The organism is Acinetobacter sp. YH1901134, assembly GCF_013416965.1.
Lineage (GTDB): Bacteria > Pseudomonadota > Gammaproteobacteria > Pseudomonadales > Moraxellaceae > Acinetobacter > Acinetobacter amyesii.
Window position 1 is genome coordinate 174,428 of the sequence record NZ_VPEW01000006.1, and the last position, 26,971, is coordinate 201,398.

Here is a 26,971-nt window from a genome sequence, read left to right on the forward strand (position 1 = left end):
GAATTATTCCTCATCGCTTGCATGTGCTGCACTGGCAGCACGAGGTGGGGTATTTGCAGTATTCGGTTGTTGAGTGGCACTGTTGTTCTGCTGAGCTGTTGGGCTCGCATTTGGATCGGCTGATAAAATATTTGAGCCGCTTGGTAACTCACTCGGTTTTAGACCCGCAGTCATGAGACCACCGCTAATTTGATGGCCTGCAGGACGAATTGGATTCTTTTTACGTGTTAATAACCAGTAGTCAAACATTGGTTTAGCAATTTGAGCAGCAGAACCACCGTGACGACCATTTTCCCAAACGACTGCAATCGCAATTTCAGGTTTTTCCGCAGGGGCAAAACCAACAAATAAACCATGGTCAAGCTGACGCTCTGTCAATAAGGACTCGTTATAGCGTTTACCTTGGGCAATACTTTTAACCTGTGCAGTCCCTGTTTTACCTGCTATTTGATACATTGGGGTACGAATACCACGACCGGTCCCTGTTTGAACCACATCAATCATGGCATCACGCATTTTAATCCAATCATCTGGCTTACCATTAAATTGAATGCGACCATTCGGGGCGTTATGGACTTTATGAACCTTTGCGCCTTTACTTTCACGCAAAACGTGAGGTGTAACATGTGAGCCTTGATTGGCGGTAATAGCAGTCGCCATCGCCAGTTGTAAAGGTGTTGCAGTAAATGCACCCTGACCAATACTGACGGAAATCGTTTCACCTTTGAGCCAATTGGACTTCCGTGTGCGGAGCTTCCATTCAGGATTTGGATATAGCCCCGTACTTTCACTTGGTAAATCTACACCGGTTTTTTCACCGAAGCCAAACTGACGCATCCAAGTATTCATTTTTTCAATGCCCATACGATAGGACAAGACATAGAAATAGGTATCGCAGGAAATGACTTGAGCTTTGTGTAAATTAACTGAGCCATGACCAGTTTTTTTGTGGTCACGGAAACGATGGCTGTCACCCGGAAGCGTGAAATAGCCCGGATCGGAAATGGCTGTACTCCAATCCACTAGACCATAATGAATACCACCTAGACCAAACATTGGCTTAATCGTTGAACCCGGTGGATAAGCCCCTTGCACAGCACGGTTATATAAAGGCTGATCAAGGCTATCACGTAGTTCAGAATAATCTTTGCTGCTAATGCCAGTAACAAATAAATTGGGGTTAAAACTAGGACTGGACACAAGAGCAAGAATTTCCCCAGTACGTGGGTCAATCGCCACAATTGCACCACGTCGATCTGCAAGCTGCTCTGAAGCGACCATTTGCAGTCCATAATCTAGGGATAAATATAAGTCATTACCACGAATCGGATCTTTACGACCTAGATGTCGTAACACATTACCAAAGGCATCGGCTTCAACCGACTCATTTCCCGGCATACCATGTAAAAGTTCTTCGTATGATTTTTCAACGCCAATTTTACCGATCAGGTTTGAGCCAGCGTATAAATCTTTATCAATCGTTTTTAGTTCTTTGTCATTAATACGACCTACGTAGCCAATCACATGGGCAAACAGTTCACCATGTGGATAGTAGCGAGTCATTTGGGTCTCTATATTGACACCCGGGAATTGATATTTCACCTCACTAAAACGGGCGATATCATTTTCATTTAAATTCAGTTTAATCGAAACGCGTTCAGTCTTTTTAGAGGTTTTAATCCGACTTTTGAAACGTTCGATGTCTTCATCAGTCAGTTCTAACAGAGGCGTTAGGCGCTCTACCGTATCATCAATGTCTTCAACATCCGCACGGCTCATGGTTGCTGAGAAAACCGGATAATTATCGGCTAATAATACACCATTACGGTCATAGATATAACCACGAGAAGGTGCAAGCGGTTGCAATCGAATTCGGTTTTGATCTGCCGCAGTCGAAAAGGTCTCATAACTCTTGATTTGCAAATATGCATAACGTGCCACAAGCAACAGCATAAAGAAGGAGACAATCCCTATCGAAATCACCACGCGATTACGATAAATCCGCTTTTCTTGCTGGACATTTTTTAAAGGATAATGCTGCTTCATACGCGATCGACTTAAAGACTGAGAGCTAAAATAACGGAAGAGGCATATTCTAGCGCAACTGACATTTTTTTGATAAATAAAAACGACTCTGCTGTGATTGCAGTCTATATTTTGACTTTGCAGACATGAAAAATATGGGGCTTTGTGTATAACAGTTCATATTATTCTGCTAAAGTCGAAACGTATAAAAAAGGAATATTCCAAAAATAATACTAAGGAAGTTTGTGAAAACAATGAATAAATTATATCCATTGCTTGCATTTATGATGCTCGGAAGCATCGCACATGCCAATGACAATTCATTTTTACCTGAGGCAAAGTTAACAGGTAAGGGTTATCAACCATGGAATGTTGGAGCAGGTTTTACTCAAAAAATTATTCACGTGAATGGTGAGTGGGTAAACCCATATGGCATTGCCTATGCAAAAGCTGGTGTTTTCTTGAACGATGATAAAACACCTGGTGGGCAAGTCGGCTTTCGTTACCCAGTTCATTTCACTGGTAAAGATAAAAATGGTTATTATATCGGAGCTTATGCGGGCCACATCGACTCCAAGAAAGTAGATGGTGAAGATGAAGCGCGTTTAGGTGGTGGTATCGATCTTGCTTATGTGATGTTGAGTGCCGAGCGTATTAGTACGTTTAGTGTAGGCTTGGGTGCGGGTGAAAAATTAGAAGACAAATCAGGTAATGTGATTGTGGAAACCGAACCGAGACTACAAATCTCATATACTTTAAGTTTCGGTTTGTAGTGAAAATAATCAACTTTATTTTATAACCGCACTCACTGAATAAAATTAAATATGGAAGTTATGCATGCTTGAGTACGTTAACGAATTGTGGCAAACCTTTTTGCAACGTCCCGATTTTTGGGCTGTGCTGAGTATTATCCCTGTTACCGCATTCGTTACCTGGGCACACGTTTGGATGGCACTGAAAATGGTGTTTTACCCGATTAATTTCTGGGGATTCCATTTAGGTCCATTACCCGTGGGATGGCAGGGGATTGTGCCAAGAAAAGCTGGACGTATTTCTGGCATTATTACTGATAATACATTGTCTAAATTGGGTTCCTTGCGCGAGTTTTTGGATGCAATGGATCCTGAGGACATGGCGCGCATCATTGGTGAACAAGTTGGCTTTGAGCTTGAACATTTGATTGATGAAGTCATGCTAGACCGAAATGCGGTGCTTTGGGAAAACCTACCGTATTCGATTAAACGTCGTATTTATGCCCAAGCACACAAACAGCTGCCAAATACCTTAAAAGAACTCGTGACCGAACTGACCATGAACGTAGAGTCACTTGTTGATATGCGTGAAATGGTGGTGAGCCAAATGGAAGCGGATCGTCTCTTGATGGTGCGTATGTTCCTTAAAGTTGGCCAAAAAGAAATCAACTTTATTTGGCATATCAGTGCCTTGATTGGGATGTTCTTTGGTATCTTCCAGATGATCGTTTGGTTTGTGGTGCCTTGGCATTGGACGGTTCCATTTTGGGCAGCAATCTGGGGCTTTTTGACCAACTGGATTGCCATTTGGATGGTATTTAATCCTATTGAGCCGCACCCCGTAAAGTATTTACAATTATTTGAATTAACTAAAGATCGTAAATTTCCTTGGATTAAACCTGTGATTCCACGTATTGGAACGTACAATGTTCAAGGGGCGTTTATGAAACGCCAAGAGGAAGTTTCGGATGTATTCGCAAGTGTAGTCACAGAAGACCTAATTACGTTAAAATCCATCATGACCGAAATGATGTATGGCGGGAAGAAAGATAAGACCCGTCGCATTGTGAAACGTCATATTAATGAAATTATGGAATCTCCACTGGTTCGTACCTCATTACAGTTGTCTTTAGGTCCAAAAGAGTACGCAAAACTCAAGACAGACTTGATCGATCGCTCAATTGAAATTACGATGGTGCCTGTATGCGACCCTGCGTTTAATGCGAGCCGTGCACAGAAAATCTTTCAAATGTTTAGAGACCGTATTCGTGAGCTAACACCGAAAGAATTTCAAAATCTATTACGTCCTGCATTTCAGGAAGACGAATGGATTTTAATTGTCTTGGGTGGTGTAACCGGTTTTATCGCGGGTACAATACATTTGTTTGTGGCTTTCTTATAATTAGATGCTGGAAGATGATCTGAATCTTGGGTTTAGATCACTACATAGCGTCATATACAATGTTTAAAATGAGGATGTTTTTTTATGCGCATTATATTACTCGGACCACCTGGAGCAGGTAAAGGGACACAAGCTCAGTTGATCTGTAAGCGCTACGATATCCCACAAATTTCAACCGGTGATATGCTCCGTGCTGCGATTCGTGAAGGTACTGAATTAGGTCTACAAGCTAAAAGCGTCATGGACAATGGCGGCCTTGTATCTGATGAGCTTATTATTGGTCTTGTAAAAGAACGCATTGCTCAACCTGACTGTGTCAACGGCTGCATTTTCGACGGTTTCCCACGTACGATTCCACAAGCTGAAGCGCTTGAAAACGAAGGTATCAGCATCGATCACGTAATTGAAATCGATGTACCTGACGAAGAAATCGTTCAACGTTTATCTGGTCGTCGTCAACACCCTGCATCTGGTCGTGTATATCACACCGTTTACAACCCACCAAAAGTGGAAGGTAAAGATGACGAAACTGGTGAAGACCTTGTTCAACGTCCGGATGACCAAGAAGCAACAATTCGTAAGCGTTTAGGTTCTTACCACGCTGAAACTGAGCAATTAGTTGGTTTTTACCAAGGTCGTGCAGCTTCTGGCGAAAACGCACCGACTTATGACAAATTAAATGGTCTTCGTCCAATCGATCAAGTTCAAACTGATTTGTTCGCGATTTTAGATCAGTCTAAATAATTCAGCTTTTTTGAATTTTTGACATTCAAAGAGTCCTACTGCATAGTGGGACTCTTTTTTTATGTGGCTTTTAGGGCGAATCTGTTATGAAATTTGCTTTGGTTATAATGGTCATCATCGCTGTAGCGGTGTTATTGGGCTTATTATTTGTCAGCTTTAAAATGTTGCGTAAGGTGCAAGTGGAAGAAGCAGAGCAAGCTAAACTGAGCCCGAAGCAATATCGCTTACATCCAAAGCTGCAGCAAGAGCTTGATAAAAAACAAAAAGAAAAAGATAAAAATTAAGCATCAACTCGATCAATTGATTTATACAAATTCCATCTACCCCGAAATTGAAGAGATTAATCCTCAATTTGGGTGGTTTTAATCGGTCTTAATGCGCCAAAGTCAAAACGGTCAGGCCAATTACATACATCAGACACGATACATTCATCACATTTGGGTTTGCGGGCAATACAGGTATAACGCCCATGCAGAATCAACCAATGATGTGAATCAACAATAAACTCTTTGGGGATGACTTTGACGAGTCGGTGTTCGACTTCCAAAACATTTTTGCCGACAGCCAATCCTGTACGATTACCTAAACGAAAAATATGCGTATCGACTGCCATGGTCGGTTGTCCAAAAGCAGTATTCAGCACCACATTTGCAGTTTTACGACCGACACCGGGTAAGGCTTCCAAATCTGCACGATTATTCGGAACGATACTGTTGTGCTTCTCAATGAGCATCTTGCAGGCTTTAATGACATTTTCCGCTTTTGAGTTATACAGGCCAATGGTCTTGATATATTCCTTCAGTCCGTCAACACCTAACGCATAAATAGCTTCAGGAGTATTTGCTACTGGAAAAAGTTTATCTGTGGCTTTGTTGACACTGACATCTGTGGCCTGAGCAGATAGGGTAACAGCCACTAAAAGTTCAAATGGACTACTATAATTGAGTTCAGTTTTCGGGTTGGGGCGTTGCTCACGTAAGCGTTCAAAAAAAGTTTGAATTTGCTTCTTAGTCATGTTTTTAACCGCCATGATTAAGCCCCTTGCAGTTGTGTTAATTGTTGCGTGAGCGTATGGAGTAACTCACGTTTTTTTGCATCGTCTCGAACACTCAGTTGTTTTTCTAATTTCTTAATTTGTGTTCGAATTTTAGCAAGTTCAATGGTGGTTTTTGCATCGAGTTGAACGACTGGCGTAGCAGGTTTTTCCACGACTTCAATGACCGGTACCGAGTCTGTCTGGGTCGAAAATTGGGCAAAAAGTTCCGTGTCAATTTCAGCACGTACGACTGGGCCTTTACGATGAATTCTGCGCTTTTCCTCACGTTGAATATGTGCATAGTAGCGGCGACGTAAATCATTCTGTTCTGCGATTCGAGCGGCTTCAGATGGCACTTGATCAAGCTCTTCGACAAGGTCGATACAATCCACTGGACAAGGTGGAATGCAGAGTTCGCAGCCCGTACATAAATCCGTCAAGACGGTATGCATCAATTTGCCTGAGCCAACAATGGCATCAACAGGGCAGGCACTAATACATTTGGTACAACCTATACATTCATCCTCACGAATCACAGCTTTAACCCGTTGCGGGCGTCCATCACTTTGGATTGGCCAAACGCTGGCTTCTGCTGTTAAGTGTGGACGATTTAATAACGCTGCTAGTGAATCTGCCACAGGTTGACCACCGGGTATACATTTATTGGCTTCTTCTCCTTCACTGATGGCTTTGGCATAGGGTAAGCAGCCGTCTCGGTGTCCACAAAGTCCACATTGAGTTTGTGGCAATAGGGCATCAATTTGTTGGATGAGGGAAATTTCAGAAGTCATGGGTAGTCGCGAGTACAAATGAAGGCAGAGAAAAACCAAAGAGGACGTTGAATTCTAGCATGTTTCAGTATGAATTGCTGTGCGCAAAAATGGGTCTATAGATGCATCATAAATGAGCAAAATAATTCATTAAAATATTCCTAAAAGTAATAATATTTATAACTAAAATATCTGAGTAATCAATTTAAATCGCTGTTCTTTAAAGAATTTAAAGATTTTTTAAAAAAACTATTGCTGATTAGTTACAAAAGATATTTAATATTTTGCGCCAAAATATATCTTTGATCAAAATTGTGATCAATTTTGATCCATACATCTGCTGAGGATTAAGTGTTGAAATATAACAGCCTTAACGACTTCCTAGACTACGTTAAAACACGTGATGAACATCAACCTGAATTTCTTCAAGCTGTTGAAGAAGTGATGACGAGCCTTTGGCCATTCATCGAAAAGAACCCACAATATGCTGACTACGGTTTGCTAGAACGTCTTGTTGAGCCTGAGCGTGCAATTCAGTTCCGTGTTTCATGGGTAGATGACAAAGGTCAAACTCAAGTTAACCGTGCTTTCCGTGTTCAATACAACTCAGCAATTGGTCCATTTAAAGGTGGTATGCGTTTCCACCCATCAGTGAACCTTTCAATTCTTAAATTCTTAGGTTTTGAACAAACTTTCAAAAATGCCTTAACTACACTTCCTATGGGTGGTGGTAAAGGTGGTTCAGATTTTGACCCTAAAGGTAAATCTGAAGGCGAAATCATGCGTTTCTGTCAAGCATTAATGATCGAATTATACCGTCATCTTGGTTCTAACACTGACATCCCTGCGGGCGACATCGGTGTAGGTGGCCGTGAAGTGGGCTACATGGCTGGTATGATGAAAAAATTAAGCAACGACACAGCATGTGTGTTCACTGGTAAAGGTTTAACTTTCGGTGGTTCACTTGCACGTCCTGAAGCAACAGGTTACGGTACTGTGTATTTCGCTGAGGAAATGCTAAAAACTCGTGGCGATAGCTTTAAAGATAAAGTTGTAACGATTTCGGGTTCTGGTAACGTTGCACAATACGCTGCTGAAAAAGCAATGTACTTGGGTGCGAAAGTGGTTTCACTTTCAGACTCAGCAGGTACTGTATACGTAAAAGACGGTTTCACAACTGAACTTCTTGCTGAAGTAATGGAATTGAAAAACGTTAAGCGTGGCCGTATTTCTGAATTTGCATCTAAGCACGGTTTTGAATATTTAGAAGGTCAACGCCCTTGGTCAATCAAATGTGATATCGCGCTGCCATGTGCAACTCAAAATGAATTAGATGAAGCTGATGCTGAAGCTCTTCTTGCTAATGGCGTAATCTGTGTTGCTGAAGGCGCAAACATGCCATCTACTTTGGCTGCAGTTGAGAAATTCGTTGAAGCGAAAATTCTTTATGCACCAGGTAAAGCATCGAATGCGGGTGGTGTTGCAACTTCTGGTCTTGAAATGTCTCAAAACGCAATTCGTTTGGGTTGGACTTTCGAAGAAGTTGACGAGCGTCTACACGCGATCATGAAAGAAATTCACCGCAACTGCGTGAAATACGGTACTGAAGAAGATGGTACTGTGAACTACGTAAATGGTGCGAACATTGCAGGTTTCGTAAAAGTTGCTGACGCAATGCTTGCTCAAGGCGTTTACTAAGTTCTCCGTAAGTTGAACTGAAAACCGAGGCTTCTGCCTCGGTTTTTTATGGCTTAATGTTTTGGAATATATTGAATTGTTAATTAGTGCTCATCAGGGTAAGTTGGATTTCGCTATCCATAACACTGAAGTGAAAATTTAAGGGTTGGTCGAGCAAACGTTTAATATGAAGCCCTAGCTGATGTAACTGTGTGCAGAACGTCAGAGTACTCCCTATATCTCCGGTAAAACGCAAAGTATGCTTTTCAACAACATAATTGCGGCCAATGCGATTACAGCCTCTAAAAAAATGTCATACGGACATTGTTGAATGTGAGAGTTATTTGGGCGGGTAGAGCCTTATTCTCTACGAGAACCCACGTCTTTTGAGTTAATTGTTCTGCTTCAAAATCACGTAAATTAGCAATTCGCTGTATGCCTTTAAAAATATAGGTCTGTTGATTATTATTCATCACGATTAATTCAGGCAGGGCATTTTGCTTTTGAAGTAGCTTTAGATTTACATCGCGAAAGAGTTGATTGAACAGCACATCGTTATTTGATTGCTTTGAACAGCCGATCAGTGTTTGCAGCTGTGAAGATTCAGTCTTCAAATGCTGTTGATTTAAATGATAATGTTTAGAGATTAAATTGCATCCCGCATAAAGGTGTAGCTGTTGTGCGGAAAAGTTAATGAGAAAGGGTTGTCGGCTGTCAGTTGGATTATGTTGCCATGTATAGTGCTGTAAAACTTGATGAAATTGATCTGAAGCTGGGCTGATAAAAGTCTCGTGTTGAAGTTTGGGTTGCCATACGCTATTACTCTGACAGCCAAACAATCCGAATAAAATACTAAAATACAATAAATTTTTCATCGGTAGTCTAGATCCTAAAGCGTACTGTGGATATAAAAAAACCGAGGCGATGACCTCGGTTTTCTTATAGGCTGTAACTTACAACGTACCTTTTACAGCTTCACGTTCGACTGACATATCAAAAATATAGGCATATTTTGATTGGTCAGCAGCGGGGTTTTTACGTTCAAAACGTTTTACGCGAATAATTTGGCGTTCTGCAGGAGTGTGCTTAAAGCCTTCAATTTGATCGTAAAATAAAGTCCAGTCTTTATCAACTTGTGTTTTTAGGCCTTTTTCATCGTATTTCACTTCACGTACTTGCAAACAAGTTTGTGGAGCAACGCCTGTACATTGTTTAGTTTCAGGGCTGATTTCAAGGAAAATCGTTTCGCCTTGCGAGTTGTACTGAGTTTCAGGTGTTAATTTTCCAGTGAACACCAGTTTCTCACCTGTTGCAGAGATAATGGTTAACGTTGGATTTTGTGGATCTGTAGTATTTAAAACAAAAGGTGCTTTACGGTCACTAAAGAGTGAAGATGCAAGTCCTTCTTGTTTCATCGCATGATCAGGACACGCCATCATGGTAGATGCAATGTTGCCTGTTACAAGTGTATTGTGTTCCACTTTCCATTGGGTTGACATGCTATTACAGCTGGTTGAAATACCCAAAGTGCCATTTTCTAGAAAATTTAAAACCAAAGGTTTTGGCGCATTTTCAGTGGTGGTGCTCCATTGATATGAAGCTAAAGTTTTATCAGCATTTTGTTGTTGTAATACGCTCACGGCTAAATCTCCAGCTTTTTGGATATCGCTTGATTGACATGCTGCAAGGGCTAAAGGGAAGAGGGCGATCGCTAAATATTTTAATTTCATTACGCTAACTGTTCTAAGTGAATTTCAGCTTGTAGCATAACCCATTCATTTTAAAAAAATATGAATACATTCAGCTCAAATAAGTAGCAAAATGTATCCATAAATAATAATTTGTTAACTTATTAATATAAATTATGAATAAGTCAAACTATTTCGTTTTATTCACGTTTAATCAAAACGATAAATATCCATACCCAGTGAACCCATACTAAAGCTACTGTGAACAATAGAGAAGCGAGGGCCTGCACCCATCGCAAAGAAGATGGGTGCAAAATGTTCAATGGTCGGATGGTTACGTTGTACAAACGGGATATTTTGCCAATCGAGAACTGCATCAAAATCTTGATGAGTGAGCTTATTGACCACAAAATTACGGAATGTAGACGCCCACTCAGGCACGGTTGCTGCACGTCCATCCCAAGCCAATTCACGTAAGTTATGAGTAATACTGCCCGATCCAATCAACAGGATTTGCTTGTCACGTAAAGGTGCAAGCGTTTGTCCAATTTTATAGATCTCTTGCGCAGATATGGTCATCGGCAGTGATATTTCAATTACAGGAATGTCGGCATCAGGATACATATGCAATAACGGCATCCAAACGCCATGATCGCGTGGACGAGTGCTGTTGGCATGTGCCGATAATCCTGCATTGGCAAGCAAATGAAGGATTTCTTCTGCAAGCTCTGGGTTACCCGGTGCTGGATAACGAATATCATAAAGTTCCGCTGGGAAACCACGGAAGTCATGCCAAGTTTCAGGACGGGCACTGGTACTTACTTCTAGTGTGTTACTTTCCCAATGTGCTGACATGATAACAATGGCTTCAGGTTTTGGAAGATTCAGGCTTAAACGTTCCAACGCAGGACCGACTTGCTCAGGATTGATGGCAAGCATAGGTGAGCCATGGGAAATAAATAAACCTGGAAGTGTTTGTAAATTCATCGCGGTCGCCGCTGGTTGTTTAAAGGAATATGATGATCATGCACTAAATTATTCAGCGTAACAATTCGGATAATTTCAACGGTTTGTTTCATTGTTGCAACGCTGTAATTGCTGTAGATGCTGGAGTCAGTTCGGATTAACCCGCACGATGGTAAGGGTGATTATGATTAATACTCATTGCACGGTATAGCTGTTCGATGAGCATGACACGAACCATTGGATGCGGCAAAGTTAGTTTAGACAAAGACCAATGCCATGCTGCAGCTTTACGTACTGCTTCAGAATGTCCATCTGGCCCACCAATGGCTAAAACCACATCATTGCCTTCAAGCATCCAGCCTTTCATGGTTTCAGCTAGTTTTTCCGTACTGAACTCACGACCACCGACTTCTAAGGCGATTAGCACTTCATTCGATTTCATGGCATTTAAAATGCTGTCACCTTCAATTTGACGGTATTTTAAAATGTCGGCTTCTGAGTCGTTCTTGCCACGTTTAGCCATAGGCAGTTCAATGATCTGCGTTTGAACAAATGGCTGAATACGTTTGAAATAATCTTCAAAACCCGTCAGAACCCATGCTGGCATTTTTTGACCGATTGTCAGAATACGAATTTTCATACAGCGCCTGAAAGTATACAAAAGAGCATTATAACGGTTCGCTTGCGCTTTGTATGTTCAGACACAATTTGCAATTGAAATCGTGTTCTGCTTGCTGTTTAAATACGCAGCATAAACAGATTAGATCAAAGATGAAAATTGGAATAATAACAATGAAAAAAACATGGCAGGACGGTAAATTATTTTTGCTCAAGCAAGCAGTAATGCTTTCAATTTTTGGATGGTGTTCATTTGCGGCGTATGCCAACAATATTAGAACAGCTGAACCAGATAATTTAAAAGTCTATTTAGAGCAAATTATTGGTAATGAAGCTGAATATCGTAACTATAAGAATATTCAAGAGTTAAACCGGGTGTCTGCTTGGATTCGTGAGCAGATGCGTTTATTTGGTGTGAATTGTCGTTTTCAAACCTATACCGTAAACAGCCAACCATACCGTAATGTGGTCTGTCCCTTAAATGCAGGGCATAGCAACCGAGTGATCATTGGCGCGCACTACGATGTATTTGAGGAGCAGCATGGCGCCGATGATAATGCTTCTGGCGTTGCAGGTGTACTCGAAGCTGCTCGGATTCTTTCGGCTGAAAAAGCGCGTTTAAAACAAAATATTGAGTTTGTATTTTATACCCTCGAAGAACCACCATATTTTAGAACAGAGTCGATGGGCAGTTTTATTCACGCAAAATCGGTAGCAAAGGAAAAGGATAAAATTTCAGGTGTGTATATTCTGGAAATGATTGGTTATTTTGATCCCAAAGTCACTCAAGATTATCCAGTTGGACTGAAATGGATTTATCCATCTCATACGAATTTTATTGCATCGGTGGGGAATATTCAGTCTCGTGACTTAACCTCAACGTATTGTGCGGCGATGGAGTCTTTGAAGCAACTACAATGTGAGCGCTTGATTTCTCCTTCATTTATTCAGGGTGTGGATTTTTCAGACCATATGAATTATTGGCAATTTGATATGCCGGCGATGATGATCACTGATACGGCATTTTATCGTAATAAGCACTATCACACTGAGCAAGATACCCTGGATAAATTAAACTTAGACAAAATGGCTCAAGTGATCGATGGTTTAGTAAAAACCATCTTAAATTTGAAATGAGTGTCTTTAAAAACATGACATAAAAAACGCAGCCCCGAAAGCCTGTGGACTGCGATAAAAGGTCATCTACCTGGAGATGTAGATGACCATCTTGTTCCAATGATCATCACGCGTTTACACGTGATTGGAACCAATAAAGAAACATACAGCGCGTATATCTCTCTACTATATATGTGGGATAGAGGGCGATATTTCAAGTAATAGCATTCAAATTTTGTAAGACTTTCTTATTGGCTATAATTGATCTTGATGTCGAATTTGAAATAGTAATCCAATCAAAAGTTGTAGCTGTTGTCTGGAGTCTTGTCATAGCGAAGGATTTGAATGAAATTTTTCGAATATGCAGTATGAAATAATGGATGTACAAAAGCCCTGTCGAAACAGGGCTTTTTTTCTTTTATTGCGAGTTGCTAGCGCTTAGTGACGAGCAGCTTTGCCACCTTCAGTTGCTTTGACAATCGGTGTCTTTGCAAGAGGTTTAGGCATATCAACCAAGGCTAGAGGTAAAATCTCATCAATCGATTTCACTGGTTTAATTTCTAGACCTTCTTTGACATTGTCTGGAATCTCAGTCAAGTCACGAACGTTATCTTGTGGGATAAAGACAAGCTTGATGCCACCACGGTGAGCAGCGAGAAGTTTCTCTTTTAAACCACCAATGCGCATTGCACGGCCACCAAGACTGGTTTCACCGGTCATCGCAATATCTGGACGAATCGCAATGCCTGTAAACGCTGAAACAAGTGCGGTAGTTAGGGCCAAACCAGCAGATGGACCATCTTTTGGTGTTGCACCTTCTGGTAAATGCACGTGTACATCTGTTTCTTCAAAGCGAATTGCTTCAATACCTAGTTCATCTGCACGGGTACGTACAACGGTCATCGCTGCTGTGATCGATTCTTTCATGACATCGCCAAGAGAACCGGTGGTAATGAACTTGCCTTTACCTTTCACTGCTGCAACTTCAATCGTCAGTAGTTCACCACCAACAGATGTCCAAGCCAAGCCGTTTACACGACCCACTTCAGCTTCTTCTTCGGCCATACCGAAGTCGAATTTGTGTGGACCTAAGTAGTCAGGAAGATTTTTCGAATTCACTTCAATTTGAAGATTTTTCGATTTCTTACTAACAGCTTCTTTCACGACTTTACGTGCAATTTTAGATACTTCACGTTCTAAGCTACGCACACCGGCTTCACGTGTATAACGTTGTACGATATCGCGAATGGCTTCTTCGTGAACGGTTAATTCTTTTGCACGTAGACCATTATTCTTGATGGCTTTTGGAACAAGGTAACGTTCAGCAATATTCACTTTTTCATCTTCGGTGTAACCCGGTAGACGAATCACTTCCATACGGTCAAGCAAAGCTTCTGGAATATTCATGCTGTTTGCAGTACAGATGAACATCACTTCAGAAAGGTCTAGATCAAGATCTAAGTAGTGATCATTGAACTTGCTGTTTTGTGATGGATCTAGGACTTCAAGCAATGCTGAAGCAGGGTCTCCACGGTAGTCTTGCGCCATTTTGTCAATTTCATCGAGTAAGAACAGAGGGTTCTTTACGCCAACCTTAGACAAAGATTGCACAATTTTACCTGGCATCGCACCAATATAAGTACGACGGTGACCACGGATTTCAGCTTCATCACGCACGCCGCCAAGCGCCATACGGACAAATTCACGACCAGTTGCTTTGGCAACAGATTCACCGAGTGAAGTTTTACCTACACCTGGAGGACCAACTAAGCACAGGATTGGGCCACGAAGTTTTTTTACACGTGATTGAACAGCAAGGTATTCCACAATGCGGTCTTTCACGTCGTCTAAACCATAGTGATCGGCATCAAGAATATCTTGAGCTTTCGCAAGGTTAATGCTGACTTTGCTGGCTTTGTTCCAAGGCGTATCTAAAATAACTTCTAGATAGTTACGCACGACAGCAGCTTCGCTCGAAGCAGGTTGCATTGCTTTTAGCTTACGGAACTCATTTTCAGCTTTCTTGCGTACATGTTCAGGTAAATCGGCTTCAGCTAGACGTTTTTCAATTTCTGCAACGTCATCCTCACCACCGCCATTCATGTCAGAAAGTTCGCGTTGAATGACCTTCATTTTTTCATTTAAGAAGTATTCACGCTGATTCTTTTCCATTTGGCGTTTTACAGAATCATGTAAGGTTTGCTCAATTTGCTGTTCTTCTGACTGTTGTAATAAATAGGTCATCAGCTCAGCTAAATGTGCTTCAAATTCATCATGCTCTAAGAACTTTTGTTTTACATCAATATTCAAAGGCACGCGTGTTGCTACAAAGAATAATAATTGTAGCAAATCATCAATTTTATTGGCTGCTGCAATCAATTCACGTGCGTTACGCAATTTTGCTTCTGCATATTGAGCAAATAAGGTGCGTAATTCTTCCACACGGTTATTCTGAGTTTCTGAGTCTACAGAAACCGTCATTGGGCTTAATGAATGCTCGGCAGTCAGGTAATTATCGGCATCGATAATTTTTTCTAACTTGGCACGATATAAGCCTTCAATCAGTACTTTTATACAGTTTTCATCATTCTCATGATTCACAACTTGCACAATCTTCGCGACAGTACCGTATTGATATAAATTGTCGTGATCAATTTCTTCTGTTAGCGAATCTTTTTGTGCAACTACGAATACAAGATTGTCACTGTCACGTGCGACATTGACTGCATTGATCGACTTTTCACGACCCACAAACAGTGCAATTTGCATGTGAGGATATACAACCACATCTCGTAGCGCTAAGAGCGGTAATACGCTCGGAATTGTAGTTTCCAAGCTTTCTTCATTCATAATAATCTCAGACATGGGCACTCCTAATGAGTGACAACGGTGTTGCCATGTTTTTTATAGTGATGTGTATTTTTTAAATTACAAGGGTCATGCCAATTAAAATGTGTAAAAAATGACTAAATATGTGATTTTTAAGTGTAACTCAGTGTCAAAAATATCAAATTAACGTTTGAAACTTAAAGTTTGAGATGGGCTAATAAATCCATCTAGCGGTTGATCCCATGCTTCTCGAACCAAAGAGTCTTGAATGAGTTGAAAATCATGGCCAAGTCCTAAACGGTATGGGGTAGAGTGGGCAGTCGCTAATGTTTTATCGTAGAAGCCACCCCCCATACCAATACGTGTGCCGTACTTGTCGCAAGCGAGTAAGGGCATGATTAAAAGGTCAAGGTGAGAAACATGCTTCCCGCGGCTTGCCATCGGTTCTTTCATACCGAGCGGGTGATGAGAAAAACGTTTACTAATATATTGATGACGTGAGATTTCAACCCAAACCAGTTGCTGATTCATGTTGCAAATCATGGGTAAATACACGTGTTTTTGATGTGCAAAACAGTAGTGGATGATCTTTTGAGTGTGAATTTCACCGAATGCATGTAAATACACGCCTATATGCTGACTGCTCTGAAAATGACTGAGTCTGACTAAACGCTGTAGGACTTGTTGTTCAGCTTGTCGTTGGGTCCATAGGTTTAGGCTACGACGCTGCTTGCGGAGTTGTTTACGAAGGCTGGTGGTGCTGAAAGTCATGATTCATTTCAAAGTAGCACAAAATTCTCAAGGCATTTTAACTCGTTCAAGCTTAAAAGTCCGAAAAAATAGGTTTTATCTTTTTTATATAAAGCGTTCCTTAAACACTAGTTAGCTTAAGGAACGCATACTTATTTAAGGTTTTTTTATACCAAGAATTTGCACATCAACACGGCGGTCTGCTTGTAAGCAAGCTTTTAAGGCATTTCGATCTTGCACATCAAAACAACCATTGGTTACAGGCTGAGTTTCACCTGCTGAAGCGAAACTTAATTTATCAGCAGCAATCCCTTGGTTCATTAAGTAATTTTTGACAGTTAGTGCACGTTGCAATGCAAGTTGCTGATTATATTTTTCACTGCCTAAACGGTCGGTATGTCCGGTAAGCTTAATCATATCAATACGTGCATATTGGTTATTAAGTTTAGTTGCTAGTTCATTCAAACTTGATTTACCAGCAGGAAGTAAATCGGTTAATTTGTCACCATTAAATTTAAATAAAGAATCGGCAGCTAAATTTATATTATCTAAACTCGGTTCAATTGGTTTTATCACATTATTTAGAGCATTTTCTCTAATCGGGCAATTATTAATCGTAGTGCCATCATTATTTAATATAATAGGTTTGCCATTATTATCAACTGTAAGTAATAAGTTATTCAAAAGTGAATTTTCGTTTACACAATAGCTAACTGAATAATTTTCACAAAGATTTGTACAATTTTTCACCTTAAATTGGTATTCACCTTCTTTTAAATAAAAATCAGCAGAATTATTAATATAAAAATCACCGGCTTTAAAGTCATCTATATAGAGCTTAGTTGCACATTTTTGGTTCTTAGCTTGATCATCTGCGCATAATTTTTCATCACGTTGAACATGTATTTTGTATACATCAATCATATTGTTTTGAAACAATAAATTATCTGGTTTTGCATATTTATTTACGCCAGGAAAAGTTGAACATGCGACAACTGAGCGTCCACAAGTTGAAGTGACTGTGACACCGAATGGTGACATCGTACAGACTTACCCTGATGACACCGATCCATCCACAATTACGCCTGACCAAATTACGGTTAAAGATCCAAATGGCAAAGACATTGTGGTTGAGTTTGGTACACCTGAGACTCAACCAGACGGTTCAATTACGGTAACGGGTAAAGTGCCAGAGGACGTTGAAGGCAAAGTTACGGTTAATGTACCAGAAGGTTCATATGAAGACACTTCGGGTAACCTGGGTCTACCAGGTACAGGCAACGAAAACATCAATATGGTTCCGCTTGTAGCAGAAGTGACGATTACACCAGACAGTAAGATCACTGTGATTTATCCGGATGATGTGGACCCTGACACGATTGAAAAAGACAAAATTGTTGTTGAAGGTCCAAATGGTCCAATCGAAGTACCATTTACACCTGCTGTGAAACAACCAGATGGCTCATATGTGGTGACTGGTGAAGTTCCTCTGGGTGTTGATGGTGACATTACAGTAACTGTCCCAACAGAAAGCTATGAAGATAAATCAGGTAATCCGGGTGAGGAAGTCGATAAAACTGTCCCAGTGGACAATATCGCTCCTGAAGTTGAAACAACCCAAGTGGTTACGACAGAAGATCAAAGTGTGACATTAACATGGGCGCATTTTGGTATTTCAGATGCAAATACAGCAAATGATCAGCTTGTTATTACGGTAACAAATCTGCCAAAAGACGGTGTATTGACAATCGTAGATGCTGCTGGGAATAAAACACCAATCATCGCGGGTCAAACACTATCTTATGCTGATATTAAGGTATGAAAATTTATGCTATTACAGAGAACGGGACTCGAGTATTGCTTGGAACTGCGGATACAAATGGCAATTTAAGTTTTGTCGCTGATGGCATGAGTATCGAAGGTTCAAGCTTAGGGGCGATTGCACCACCAAGTTTGGTTGTTACAGGTAATTCTTTACAGTTGAATGTGAAGCTTGAATCTGTTGCAACTGAAAAATCGAATGGTTCAACTGCAAGTTCAGAACTAGAGTTCGGTGTAATTTTGTATCCTGCTTCTGTAACAAACGTAGCACCTGAAATTGAAATTGAACCAGAAGTAGTCACTGTTGGTGCAGCTGTTGCCGGTCAAAAAATTGCTGCTTATGCTGCATCGGATGCAGATAATGATAGTCTGACTGTGACATTTACTAATGGCTCGACAGTTAGTGCCGACGGTTTCTATCAATTATCAGTGGCTGATCAATCTGTAACCTTAACTCAGAAAGGTGCGGATCAGCTAAATTCAGGTGCTGTATTGCCTTCGATAAGTCTTCAAGTTACTGATGGTAAAGTTACAACTCCTGTAACTGGCAATGCTGAACTCATTGAGTTAAAAGCAACATTAACAAGTGAAATTTCGGTATCAGGTGGAACTGGTGGTGGTGCGTCAAGTTCAGTGATTAACGTTCCAAACCTAGGTACGATTTATAAAGATGCACAAGGTAATTATGTTTCTGATGATCTTGTTGCGGGTGCGAAAATTGTAGATATTGCTGCACAGATGCAAGCTATTATCAATGATCCACAGTATGGTAATGATTTCAATAAAATTAACGATGCGCTAAGAATCTTTACTAATTTGAAAAGTGAAATTAACGTTTCTGAAATTATTATTATCAATTGGGAGAAAATTAACAAAGTTCTGACTCAGAATGAGCTTGGGCTTAATTTCTCAAATAGTTTCCCTAAAGACTTTGGAGGTCAAAAAGGTACTCCGAGTGATTGGATTGTATTTGATGAAGCGTATTCAGATGAAAAATATCCTGTCAATTCAATGGTTTTAAACAACTCTGATACAACCAACTATATTGATGGTTTTAACTTGAGTATTACGGGTGTCCAAAATGTAAGTGGTTTCCAAATTAATATGTTGGAAGGTGTGCTATTTGCGGATGGAACTCAAATTGCTAAGACAGGTGAGAAAAATCAAAATGGACAGGATCAACTTGGTGTAGTAGCTCCGGAAGCAGGCGTTCCAGAGAAAATTTTACAATTTACTTTACATGCAGAAGTTTTAAATGATGCAGAGGCAAATGTGAATGTAAATGGTGTGAAATTTAAATCTGCTGCTCTTGATGCTTTAGTTGATGCCAAAGTTTCGGTAAATGGTATATCAGTAAGCAAAGATTCAGATGGGTATTATACTTATCAAGGCACTTCAAGTAGTCAAGTTGAAGATTTTGTAGTGAAAGTTACAGTCCCTGAAACCTCAATTCAAGATGTAAATGTACTTACAACCCAGCTCGAAACAGAGTTAGGAAACAGTAACAATGTGCTTCCTATTCAGGAAACAGTGACTGCGACAGCATCGTTTGCGATGTTCTCATTAGAAAGTGAAAGTTTACTTATTGGTGATGATATTGTTTTCGACCTTCTTGCAGACGATAATTTGGGCGGTAATACATTAACAACAGTAAATGATTTTTCTATTGCTGACCAAATCGATATATCTTCATTACTTTCTGACGATGCAACTGAAGCAACTCTCGCAGAGTTTGTAACAGTAGCATATGATGAAGTGACTGAATCGGCTGTGATTTCAATTGACCGTGATGGCACATCAGGTACGGAATATGAATCACAAGATCTTGTAGTCTTGCTCAATCAAACGAGCAAAGTCGAACTAGATGACCTAATCAACAATAATCAAATTATTTACTAATAATTTGATGAACTAAAAAAGCACCTTCGGGTGCTTTTTTTTGCTTCCCAAAAAGTGAATGCAGATTGAAGACTTGGTTTTAATCAACAACTCATCGGAATTAAAACAAATACGCTATATCTACACTTGTATATTGAATAAGCTTTCTTTGCGCTTAAAAAGCGACACTTATCTAATGACGTAGCTCAAAAGGTATGCATAAAAACAAATCAATGGACAATAAAAATGAAAAAGAATCTCTGGATCAGGACACTTCTTTGTATGACGGTTGCGGTGTCGCCACTTACTTTCGCAGCGACAACCACTGCACCCGTTCCACCCAATAGCCAGCAAGCCTTTTTTGTGGGTAATAACTGGGATGGTACGGTTACAGTCATCAATCCTGCAAAAAACTATCAGAAAGTTGGTGTCATCAATATGGTGCCCGACAAAAAAGAACGGCTCACTGAAATTTACCTTAACCCAGTAAAATTGATCGCCTATAGCTATATTCGTAATACAGCAGGAGAGGGAAATGATCAATTGGTCGATGACATGTATTCCACACCAGATGGCAAATCGGTGGTTGCATCACGCCCAAGTTATGCAGATGTAGTCTCGATTAACATTGCAACGGGGAAAATCAATTGGCGCACACCCGTTGAAGGCTTCCGAGCAGACCATATGGCGGTTTCACCCGATGGACAGCAAGTTGCAGTATCAGCATCTTCGGGGAACGTCGTACATGTACTCGATATCAACACGGGCAAAGAATTAGGACGTTTTGCGACGGGCGATAAACCACATGAAAATATTTACTTTGATGGTGGCACAAAAATTCTTAACTCAGCCATAGGTAATGTGGAAACCTCAATGGATGCAGCGTGGCAGGATTTCACTAAAGGCAAACGCTATATCACCATTGCCGATGCTAATAATTTTAAAGTCTTAAAGAAAATTGATTTTCGTCCTGCATTGGATGCCTTTGGCCGTAAAGACCTATCGAACGCTGTGCGTCCAATTGTGTTTAGCAAAGACGAATCCAAAATCTATGCACAAGTCTCATTTTTTAATGGCTTGGTCGAATATGATCTCAATCAAGGCAAAGTCACACGCATTGCACAGCTTCCGGGAAGTGCAACTATTCCCTCTGATCGCACCAAATGGGTGAATGACTCACGCCATCATGGGCTTTCGATCAGTGGAGATGGTGAAAAACTATGTGTTGCAGGAACGATGGATGATTATGCCACCATCGTCGATCGTAAAACTTTGACCGCGGCGAAATTGATTGCTGCAGGCAAACCGTATTGGGCAACGCAAAGTCCAGATGGTAAGCGTTGTGTCATTTCTGAAAGTGCGACAGATGCAGTAACCGTGATTGATTTTGCAACAGGTGAAAAAGTCATCACAGTTCCAGTTGGCAATCACCCACAGCGTGTTCGTTTAGGTTATGCACCAGCAGGATGGGGCAGTCAGTAAAACAGTTTAAATCAAAAGAAAATGGAAAAATCAGAGTCAAATCGGCTCTGAATTTTTTAATTGAAGAACATTTAGAGATTGGATCATGTATAAGAAATGGATTGTTCTAGGCTTAATGGTTAGCTTAATTTTATTGTTGATGATTCAGTTTTTAAAACCAAAGCAGCAGGAGGTTCATGAACAGCTACCGTTAGATCAACAAAAAGTGTCTGAAACACGTTCAGAGCGAACTATAGAAAATGTATTGCAGCATTCAAGTTCTAATTCCAAACAATCAATACTCGACAGTGAAACGCACTCTGAGCTATTACAGCAACGTGAACAGGTATATCAACAATTTCAGCAAATAAACACGCTGATGAGTCAGGGACAGCAGCCGAATCAAAATCAAGTACTCGCTCTACTCGAGCAACAATATAACTTGGTTAAAAAAGGCGTCGTGAAATTGGATGAAGCCATTTCATCAATTCAATATTTACGACAAATTCTTCCTGAAATGGACAGAGCTTTGGATAGACAGCTAGCTAAACTGGAACAACTCAAAAAATGAATTAACTTGAATAAATAAACTTTTAAACTAACCAAACTTAAATGAAATAATTAAGGGGGAGAGCAAAAGTAGAGTGGCGCGGAAATAGAATAGTAAATTAAAAAAAATTGTTAAATCAAATGCTTATAATTTAAATAAGGATTTGGAAAATAAACACTCCGAAGATGCCGCTGCAAATGTCGTGACCCTGAACCCGATGAGTTCAAGGTGGACGCGACGTACACTCGCTGGGTTTCCCACTCGAGGAGGGCATACGCTCAGAATATACAGAACACATCCATAAGTTTAAGTATCGGCAGGGGATTAGACCTAGCTGGCGAACACCTCAGAGATGTGCTCAGTATAACGAATTCAGCGTTATTGGCAAATCACCAAACACTGACGAAGTGTTTAAAATGAAGCAATCGGGCAAAGTATAATCACTAAACCACCGATTAATCAGTCAATTCTTCCACTTGTTCCAAAATATTTTGCAACAAAAGTTCGCAGTTTGCATATTCTTGCAAACTCTTATTCATCGACAGAACTTCTTGCATTAACTCAAGTGCGACCATAATGATCAGTTTACTCGGTTCCATACGTGGCGCTTTACGACGGAATTCATCGTATTTGTCATTCAGTAATTGTGCTGCGCGTTCTAAATCGGCTTGTTGGTCAGAAGTCGTTGCTAAACGGAAACTATGACCTAGAACTTTTAAATCAACTGCAATTTGTTCACTCATGATCAAACTTCCTCATTACTTTCAGTCGGATGTGCCAGTTGTTGAATTTCTTGCGCATGTTGATCTTGAGCTGTACCTAAAATAGCTAAACGTTGAATAATCGCTTCAACTTTTGCTTTGGCATGTTCATTTTTTTGCAATAAACGTTCACGTTCTTGCTGCAAACCTTGAATTTCTTGTTGAGCATGACGCTGTTCATTTTGCATCTTTTCTTTAACGATACGTAGCTCATTACGTTCTGCCAAAATTTCTTGAAAACGATTTTTTAGATCAGTACAGCTTTTTTCAAGACGGCTATATCGGTCAGCCAAAGCAGTTGCATCAGTATTCAGCTGTTGAAGTTGAGCACGTGAATCAGTTAATTGCTCATTCAGCGTATCAATTTCTTCTTGTTTGGAGGTGATAATACCGTTCTTATGTACAATTTGAGCATGATGGTGCTCATCAGACGAGTTTTTCTCATCTTGTAGGGCATTATTTTCGCTTTCAAATTGCGCCAGTCGCTTTTTTAAAACGCTAATATGCGCTTGGAGACGCTGTAATTCTTTTAACATAACGTAGTCGCACAGTCTTGCAAACAAAGGTAATATATACGAAGTATAGAGATTGGATAAGCGAATGCAAGACGATATTTCAGGTTGGTCAGATTGGTCCCAGAATTTTTCTAAAATTGAAGAAATTTCAAGCCCAAGTGAGTTACATGGTCTACTCACTGGTATAGTTTGTGTGTCACAACCCCCGAGTCGTGAAGAGTGGCAACAAATTTTAGCAACGCTTGATGTAGCTGAATTAGACGAAGATGCGGTGGCATTGTTGACTGAAGAAGCAGAAGATGTAGCTCATTCACTTTCAGATGATGAACTCGACTATCTTCCTTTATTACCAGATGATGATCACTTGCTAGGTGAGCGTGTGCAAGCCTTGGCAGATTGGTGTGCAGGTGTTGTTCTTGGTTTTGGTTTGGCGGCAGGTCATCTGCGCACCAATGAACAAGAATTGATTGAGCATTTACAGGATGTCGCTTCAGTAGAATTTGAAGATTCAGATGATGATGAAGAAGGTGAAGAAAGCTATCAGGAATTATACGAATTTGTTCGTTTAATCCCAGTGAGCCTGTCTATGGGACGTACCAAAGTTGATGTTTCAGAAACACCGTTGCTACAACTGAGCGCTAAAAATTCATCGGCTCAAGTGGGTAATGTGGTTGAAATGTTCACCCCACATCGTCCAAGCTAAGGCATTAATTTTGCTTATATCTATGTGAGGTATTACGTGTTTTTATACATGCCTCACATAGATTAAGAGATTCATATTCAATTGAATCAAAATTTAAACAATATCAGCCAGCAGGTATAAGAAGTATTTAAATGAAGAAATTAACTCAAGCGGATTTTCAAGAACGTCGAGACATCCTTGCGGGTGAAATGGGACTACGTAGTATTGCAATTATTGCCACGAGCAAAGAAGCCATGCGTAATCGCGACGCAGATTATAAATTTCGAGCTGATAGTAGTTTCTTTTATTTAACAGGTTTTGCTGAACCTGAAGCGGTTGCAGTGATTGAAACTTTTGATACGGAAGAAGAAGGTTATAGCTACAGTTTATTCTGCCGTGAACGTGACCGTGAAATGGAAATTTGGAATGGCTACCGTGCGGGTGTAGATGGGGCAGTAGATGATTATGAAGCCGATGAAGCTTATGCAATTGATTTGCTTGATGAAGAAATTTTAGAAAAATTACAAAATAAAGATAAATTATTCTATCGAATAGGTCAGCAAGCTGATTTCGATGCACGTGTGGCGCAGTGGATTGCAACAGCGAGTGGTGAATCACGCAAAGGTGCGAGTGCGCCTGCACAAGTGATTCAGCTTGATCGTATTATTGATGAAATGCGTCTGCACAAGTCTGATGATGAACTTGAATTGATGCAGATTGCTTCGGATATTTCAGCAGAAGCGCATACTCGTGCCATGCAAACGGTTAAACCGGGCATGATGGAATATGCACTAGAAGCAGAACTGAATTATGTCTTTGGTAAAAATGGCTGTGTGCCTTCCTATAACAGCATTGTCGGCGGCGGTGAAAATGGCTGTATTTTGCACTATGTGGAAAATGACAAAGAACTCAAAGATGGTGATTTGGTACTGATTGATGCAGCATGTGAATATCAGCTGTATGCCTCAGACATTACCCGTACTTTCCCAGTCAACGGTAAATTCAGCCCTGAACAAAAAGCACTTTATAATATCGTACTTGATGCACAAATTGCGGCGATTGATGCGGTGCGTATCGGCAACTCTTATAAAGAACCACATAACGTTGCAGTGCGTATTTTAGTTCAAGGTTTATTGGATCTTGGCATTATGCAAGGAGATATTGACGAAATCATCGCAAAAGAAAGTTATCGCCAATTCTATATGCATGGTACGGGTCATTGGCTTGGTATGGATGTGCATGACGTCGGTTCATACAAACAAGACGGTGAATGGCGTGCCTATGAAGAAGGTATGGTTGTGACTGTTGAGCCTGGTCTTTATATTGCGCCAGATGATGAAACAGTGGATGTAAAATGGCGTGGTATCGGTATTCGTATTGAAGATGATGTGGCTGTAACTAAAGCAGGTCCACGTGTTTTAACAGCTGCAGTGGTGAAATCTGTAGAAGACATTGAAGTGCTGATGGCGAAAGCGAAAGCCGCTTAAGTTAATATAGTAATTAAAAAAGCCGGTCAGATGATCGGCTTTTTTTATCTACAAGCAGTCTTATAAATACTAGTCACATAGACAAGTGTAATTAACAATGGAGTTGATTTTATGATGTTAAGTTTTTACAAAAACTAGATATAAGTCTTTTTAAATTAATCGTATAAATTTTTTATTTTAATCATAATTATGGGCGTTAGAAAAGCTGGGGTGGTTATTCCCTTTAATGGCAATCAACAGAATATTGAAAGACTGATAAATGATTGGCTGGTTTATTTTGAAGAAAACTCAAAATCTGCATTAGATATAGAGTGGCTGACGGATCATATTGTTTGTATCAATAGTGCCGGATTAGCACATTTTGCTTTTACTGAACCTGAAAAATGGAGCAGTTTGCTGAGCAGTCAGTTGCCGATGAAATGGATGATCTTCTTTGATTTTGCAGACACAAATTCAAGCTATAGCTATGCGCTTTATAAAGAGGGTGCAGAAATCAGATGTGTCATTCAAGCGGAAGAAGAGGAACTTTACATGGATGGAGAAAGACAAGATTTTGAAAAGGAATGGTTAAACTTTTCAACAAGGTATTTATACGAATATGTTGAAAATGGCAAAGTTCAAAAAAAATGGACGACTGATTTAAACAGTTTAAAAGAAGAAATCAATGAAGATTTGGAAAGCTATTATCAGTATTATTATTTTAGCGAAAAGGATCATTTAATTTATCATACTCAATTGGTTCGGCAGTTATTGATTGAACTCTTTAAAAACTATGTCGGTTTTGAAATCTTTGATAGTGATTATAATCCAGTAAAGAAAATAAAGTTTAAGTATAACAATCAGCGTACTTATGATGATTATTTGAGTTTAGCCTCAAGAGGGGATATTGCAGCCCAAATTAAATTGGGTGAAATGTATGAAACGGGATGCGGCGTCGAAAAAAATGATGTTACAGCACAAGGATGGTATCAAAAAGCGGCTGATCAGGGGGATGATGCGGCGATGCTGAAGTTAGCGGTGCTGTTGTTCAGAAAACCATGTAAAACAGAGGTTCATATCGCTTTAGCTCTGCTGAATCAGTCAGTGGAAAAGGGAAATATAAACGCAAGAACGGCCCTTGCTGAAATATATGAAAAGGGCGAAATTCTTGATCAAGATTATAATCTAGCTATGAACTTGTACAAGCAATCGGCAAAACAAGGCTGTGCAATTGCTCCCTATAAAATTGGCTTAATGTATGAGCTAGGCAACGGCGCAGCTCAAGATTTTAAGATGGCGAAACGCTGGTATCACCAAGCGGCGAATGCTTTTAATCAAGATGCAGAAATTCGATTGCGGAAATTAATCCAGCATTTTAATGCTTAAGCCATTCATTTAAATTATTCCGTATTAAGGAGATCGTTTCTGTCATTTATGTTCTATATCTTTATCTATTGCTATGAA

At 40.1% G+C, this 26,971-nt stretch carries 25 protein-coding genes and 1 other RNA gene; 13 read left to right on the forward strand and 13 right to left on the reverse strand.

The features are described 5' to 3' along the window. Window positions 1–3: 3 nt before the first annotated feature. On the reverse strand, window positions 4–2,046 hold the full coding sequence (mrdA, locus tag FTV50_RS08410; RefSeq protein WP_180024142.1) for a penicillin-binding protein 2: 2,043 nt from the start codon (window positions 2,044–2,046) through the stop codon (window positions 4–6). A 233-nt stretch (window positions 2,047–2,279) separates the two neighbouring features. Here mrdA and FTV50_RS08415 point away from each other — a divergent pair, with 233 nt between their 5' ends. The 4 genes from FTV50_RS08415 (at window position 2,280) to FTV50_RS08430 (ending at window position 5,207) form a co-directional block, all read left to right on the forward strand. After that, the gene (locus FTV50_RS08415; protein WP_078192958.1) at window positions 2,280–2,798 is read left to right on the forward strand and encodes a hypothetical protein; all 519 of its coding nucleotides are present in this window, start codon (window positions 2,280–2,282) and stop codon (window positions 2,796–2,798) included. A gap of 64 nt (window positions 2,799–2,862) precedes the next feature. Next, window positions 2,863–4,179 carry a hypothetical protein gene (locus FTV50_RS08420; protein WP_218948322.1) on the forward strand — a complete coding sequence of 439 codons (1,317 nt, stop codon included), beginning with the start codon at window positions 2,863–2,865 and terminating at the stop codon, window positions 4,177–4,179. An 84-nt stretch (window positions 4,180–4,263) separates the two neighbouring features. Beyond that, window positions 4,264–4,923, forward strand: coding sequence for an adenylate kinase (adk, locus tag FTV50_RS08425; protein ID WP_078189866.1), 660 nt, complete (start codon window positions 4,264–4,266; stop codon window positions 4,921–4,923). Window positions 4,924–5,009: 86 nt separating this feature from the next. Continuing rightward, complete coding sequence (locus FTV50_RS08430) at window positions 5,010–5,207, forward strand: hypothetical protein (protein WP_180024143.1); 198 nt, start codon at window positions 5,010–5,012, stop codon at window positions 5,205–5,207. Between the two features lie 56 nt (window positions 5,208–5,263). On the opposite strand, the gene nth is transcribed toward FTV50_RS08430, so the two are convergent. Both nth and FTV50_RS08440 read right to left on the reverse strand, forming a co-directional pair. Then, window positions 5,264–5,953: an endonuclease III gene (gene nth, locus FTV50_RS08435; RefSeq protein ID WP_180024144.1), complete on the reverse strand. Its 690-nt coding sequence runs from the start codon at window positions 5,951–5,953 to the stop codon at window positions 5,264–5,266. 2 nt (window positions 5,954–5,955) lie between these two features. Continuing rightward, on the reverse strand, window positions 5,956–6,750 hold the full coding sequence (locus FTV50_RS08440; protein WP_180024145.1) for an RnfABCDGE type electron transport complex subunit B: 795 nt from the start codon (window positions 6,748–6,750) through the stop codon (window positions 5,956–5,958). Window positions 6,751–7,080: 330 nt separating this feature from the next. Here FTV50_RS08440 and gdhA point away from each other — a divergent pair, with 330 nt between their 5' ends. Next, entirely contained in the window at window positions 7,081–8,427 is a 1,347-nt protein-coding gene (gene gdhA, locus FTV50_RS08445) for an NADP-specific glutamate dehydrogenase (protein ID WP_227591817.1), read from the forward strand. 281 nt (window positions 8,428–8,708) lie between these two features. Here the strand turns inward: gdhA and FTV50_RS08455 are convergent, their stop codons facing one another. From FTV50_RS08455 to rlmH, 4 genes are all read right to left on the reverse strand, one after another. Next, window positions 8,709–9,281 carry an META domain-containing protein gene (locus FTV50_RS08455; RefSeq protein WP_180024146.1) on the reverse strand — a complete coding sequence of 191 codons (573 nt, stop codon included), beginning with the start codon at window positions 9,279–9,281 and terminating at the stop codon, window positions 8,709–8,711. 78 nt (window positions 9,282–9,359) lie between these two features. After that, window positions 9,360–10,136, reverse strand: a complete 777-nt coding sequence (locus FTV50_RS08460) for an META and DUF4377 domain-containing protein (protein ID WP_180024147.1) — start codon at window positions 10,134–10,136, stop codon at window positions 9,360–9,362. Window positions 10,137–10,304: 168 nt separating this feature from the next. Continuing rightward, entirely contained in the window at window positions 10,305–11,081 is a 777-nt protein-coding gene (locus tag FTV50_RS08465) for a dioxygenase (RefSeq protein WP_180024148.1), read from the reverse strand. A gap of 136 nt (window positions 11,082–11,217) precedes the next feature. Continuing rightward, entirely contained in the window at window positions 11,218–11,700 is a 483-nt protein-coding gene (gene rlmH, locus FTV50_RS08470; RefSeq protein WP_078189858.1) for a 23S rRNA (pseudouridine(1915)-N(3))-methyltransferase RlmH, read from the reverse strand. Window positions 11,701–11,852: 152 nt separating this feature from the next. Here rlmH and FTV50_RS08475 point away from each other — a divergent pair, with 152 nt between their 5' ends. Continuing rightward, window positions 11,853–12,815: a M20/M25/M40 family metallo-hydrolase gene (locus tag FTV50_RS08475; RefSeq protein ID WP_180024149.1), complete on the forward strand. Its 963-nt coding sequence runs from the start codon at window positions 11,853–11,855 to the stop codon at window positions 12,813–12,815. Between the two features lie 417 nt (window positions 12,816–13,232). Here the strand turns inward: FTV50_RS08475 and lon are convergent, their stop codons facing one another. The 3 genes from lon to FTV50_RS08490 all read right to left on the reverse strand — a co-directional run bounded on the left by lon (window position 13,233) and on the right by FTV50_RS08490 (window position 17,414). Next, on the reverse strand, window positions 13,233–15,659 hold the full coding sequence (lon, locus tag FTV50_RS08480; RefSeq protein WP_180024150.1) for an endopeptidase La: 2,427 nt from the start codon (window positions 15,657–15,659) through the stop codon (window positions 13,233–13,235). Between the two features lie 147 nt (window positions 15,660–15,806). Continuing rightward, window positions 15,807–16,394, reverse strand: coding sequence for a 5-formyltetrahydrofolate cyclo-ligase (locus tag FTV50_RS08485; protein WP_180024151.1), 588 nt, complete (start codon window positions 16,392–16,394; stop codon window positions 15,807–15,809). A gap of 135 nt (window positions 16,395–16,529) precedes the next feature. Then, window positions 16,530–17,414, reverse strand: coding sequence for an OmpA family protein (locus FTV50_RS08490; RefSeq protein WP_257223878.1), 885 nt, complete (start codon window positions 17,412–17,414; stop codon window positions 16,530–16,532). On the opposite strand from FTV50_RS08490, the gene FTV50_RS08495 reads away from it, so the two are divergent. The 4 genes from FTV50_RS08495 (at window position 17,395) to FTV50_RS08510 (ending at window position 22,104) form a co-directional block, all read left to right on the forward strand. Next, window positions 17,395–18,195, forward strand: a complete 801-nt coding sequence (locus tag FTV50_RS08495; protein ID WP_180024152.1) for a cadherin-like domain-containing protein — start codon at window positions 17,395–17,397, stop codon at window positions 18,193–18,195. The genes FTV50_RS08490 and FTV50_RS08495 overlap by 20 nt on opposite strands. Further along, on the forward strand, window positions 18,192–20,093 hold the full coding sequence (locus FTV50_RS08500; protein WP_180024153.1) for a type I secretion C-terminal target domain-containing protein: 1,902 nt from the start codon (window positions 18,192–18,194) through the stop codon (window positions 20,091–20,093). Before FTV50_RS08495 ends, FTV50_RS08500 begins: the two co-directional genes overlap by 4 nt. A gap of 261 nt (window positions 20,094–20,354) precedes the next feature. Continuing rightward, window positions 20,355–21,554, forward strand: coding sequence for a YncE family protein (locus FTV50_RS08505; RefSeq protein ID WP_257223883.1), 1,200 nt, complete (start codon window positions 20,355–20,357; stop codon window positions 21,552–21,554). Window positions 21,555–21,639: 85 nt separating this feature from the next. Beyond that, a complete protein-coding gene (locus FTV50_RS08510) occupies window positions 21,640–22,104 on the forward strand; it encodes a hypothetical protein (protein ID WP_180024155.1) in 465 nt (154 codons plus the stop codon). A gap of 152 nt (window positions 22,105–22,256) precedes the next feature. Here the strand turns inward: FTV50_RS08510 and ssrS are convergent. From ssrS to FTV50_RS08525, 3 genes are all read right to left on the reverse strand, one after another. After that, window positions 22,257–22,439, reverse strand: a non-coding RNA gene (ssrS, locus tag FTV50_RS08515) — 6S RNA. A 99-nt stretch (window positions 22,440–22,538) separates the two neighbouring features. Then, window positions 22,539–22,826: a cell division protein ZapA gene (locus tag FTV50_RS08520; RefSeq protein ID WP_168378082.1), complete on the reverse strand. Its 288-nt coding sequence runs from the start codon at window positions 22,824–22,826 to the stop codon at window positions 22,539–22,541. Window positions 22,827–22,828: 2 nt separating this feature from the next. Beyond that, on the reverse strand, window positions 22,829–23,380 hold the full coding sequence (locus FTV50_RS08525) for a hypothetical protein (protein WP_180024156.1): 552 nt from the start codon (window positions 23,378–23,380) through the stop codon (window positions 22,829–22,831). Window positions 23,381–23,444: 64 nt separating this feature from the next. Between FTV50_RS08525 and FTV50_RS08530 the strand changes: the two genes are divergently transcribed. The 3 genes from FTV50_RS08530 to FTV50_RS08540 all read left to right on the forward strand — a co-directional run bounded on the left by FTV50_RS08530 (window position 23,445) and on the right by FTV50_RS08540 (window position 26,893). Further along, the gene (locus FTV50_RS08530; RefSeq protein ID WP_111885849.1) at window positions 23,445–24,062 is read left to right on the forward strand and encodes a UPF0149 family protein; all 618 of its coding nucleotides are present in this window, start codon (window positions 23,445–23,447) and stop codon (window positions 24,060–24,062) included. A 131-nt stretch (window positions 24,063–24,193) separates the two neighbouring features. Continuing rightward, complete coding sequence (gene pepP / locus FTV50_RS08535; RefSeq protein WP_078192938.1) at window positions 24,194–25,528, forward strand: Xaa-Pro aminopeptidase; 1,335 nt, start codon at window positions 24,194–24,196, stop codon at window positions 25,526–25,528. A 189-nt stretch (window positions 25,529–25,717) separates the two neighbouring features. Then, the gene (locus FTV50_RS08540; protein ID WP_078192937.1) at window positions 25,718–26,893 is read left to right on the forward strand and encodes a tetratricopeptide repeat protein; all 1,176 of its coding nucleotides are present in this window, start codon (window positions 25,718–25,720) and stop codon (window positions 26,891–26,893) included. Window positions 26,894–26,971 lie beyond the last annotated feature (78 nt).

Coding starts and splice junctions, on each gene's coding strand:
- adk (WP_078189866.1), top strand. CDS start 4,264: ATGCGCATTATATTACTCGGACCACCTGGAGCAGGTAAAGGGACACAA.
- FTV50_RS08415 (WP_078192958.1), top strand. CDS start 2,280: ATGAATAAATTATATCCATTGCTTGCATTTATGATGCTCGGAAGCATC.
- FTV50_RS08530 (WP_111885849.1), top strand. CDS start 23,445: ATGCAAGACGATATTTCAGGTTGGTCAGATTGGTCCCAGAATTTTTCT.
- FTV50_RS08430 (WP_180024143.1), top strand. CDS start 5,010: ATGAAATTTGCTTTGGTTATAATGGTCATCATCGCTGTAGCGGTGTTA.
- FTV50_RS08500 (WP_180024153.1), top strand. CDS start 18,192: ATGAAAATTTATGCTATTACAGAGAACGGGACTCGAGTATTGCTTGGA.
- FTV50_RS08475 (WP_180024149.1), top strand. CDS start 11,853: ATGAAAAAAACATGGCAGGACGGTAAATTATTTTTGCTCAAGCAAGCA.
- FTV50_RS08420 (WP_218948322.1), top strand. CDS start 2,863: ATGCTTGAGTACGTTAACGAATTGTGGCAAACCTTTTTGCAACGTCCC.
- nth (WP_180024144.1), bottom strand. CDS start 5,953: ATGGCGGTTAAAAACATGACTAAGAAGCAAATTCAAACTTTTTTTGAA.
- FTV50_RS08465 (WP_180024148.1), bottom strand. CDS start 11,081: ATGAATTTACAAACACTTCCAGGTTTATTTATTTCCCATGGCTCACCT.
- rlmH (WP_078189858.1), bottom strand. CDS start 11,700: ATGAAAATTCGTATTCTGACAATCGGTCAAAAAATGCCAGCATGGGTT.
- FTV50_RS08510 (WP_180024155.1), top strand. CDS start 21,640: ATGTATAAGAAATGGATTGTTCTAGGCTTAATGGTTAGCTTAATTTTA.
- FTV50_RS08505 (WP_257223883.1), top strand. CDS start 20,355: ATGACGGTTGCGGTGTCGCCACTTACTTTCGCAGCGACAACCACTGCA.
- pepP (WP_078192938.1), top strand. CDS start 24,194: ATGAAGAAATTAACTCAAGCGGATTTTCAAGAACGTCGAGACATCCTT.
- mrdA (WP_180024142.1), bottom strand. CDS start 2,046: ATGAAGCAGCATTATCCTTTAAAAAATGTCCAGCAAGAAAAGCGGATT.
- FTV50_RS08540 (WP_078192937.1), top strand. CDS start 25,718: ATGGGCGTTAGAAAAGCTGGGGTGGTTATTCCCTTTAATGGCAATCAA.
- lon (WP_180024150.1), bottom strand. CDS start 15,659: ATGTCTGAGATTATTATGAATGAAGAAAGCTTGGAAACTACAATTCCG.
- FTV50_RS08520 (WP_168378082.1), bottom strand. CDS start 22,826: ATGAGTGAACAAATTGCAGTTGATTTAAAAGTTCTAGGTCATAGTTTC.
- FTV50_RS08525 (WP_180024156.1), bottom strand. CDS start 23,380: ATGTTAAAAGAATTACAGCGTCTCCAAGCGCATATTAGCGTTTTAAAA.
- FTV50_RS08440 (WP_180024145.1), bottom strand. CDS start 6,750: ATGACTTCTGAAATTTCCCTCATCCAACAAATTGATGCCCTATTGCCA.
- FTV50_RS08455 (WP_180024146.1), bottom strand. CDS start 9,281: ATGAAAAATTTATTGTATTTTAGTATTTTATTCGGATTGTTTGGCTGT.
- FTV50_RS08485 (WP_180024151.1), bottom strand. CDS start 16,394: ATGACTTTCAGCACCACCAGCCTTCGTAAACAACTCCGCAAGCAGCGT.
- FTV50_RS08490 (WP_257223878.1), bottom strand. CDS start 17,414: ATGTCACCATTCGGTGTCACAGTCACTTCAACTTGTGGACGCTCAGTT.
- FTV50_RS08460 (WP_180024147.1), bottom strand. CDS start 10,136: ATGAAATTAAAATATTTAGCGATCGCCCTCTTCCCTTTAGCCCTTGCA.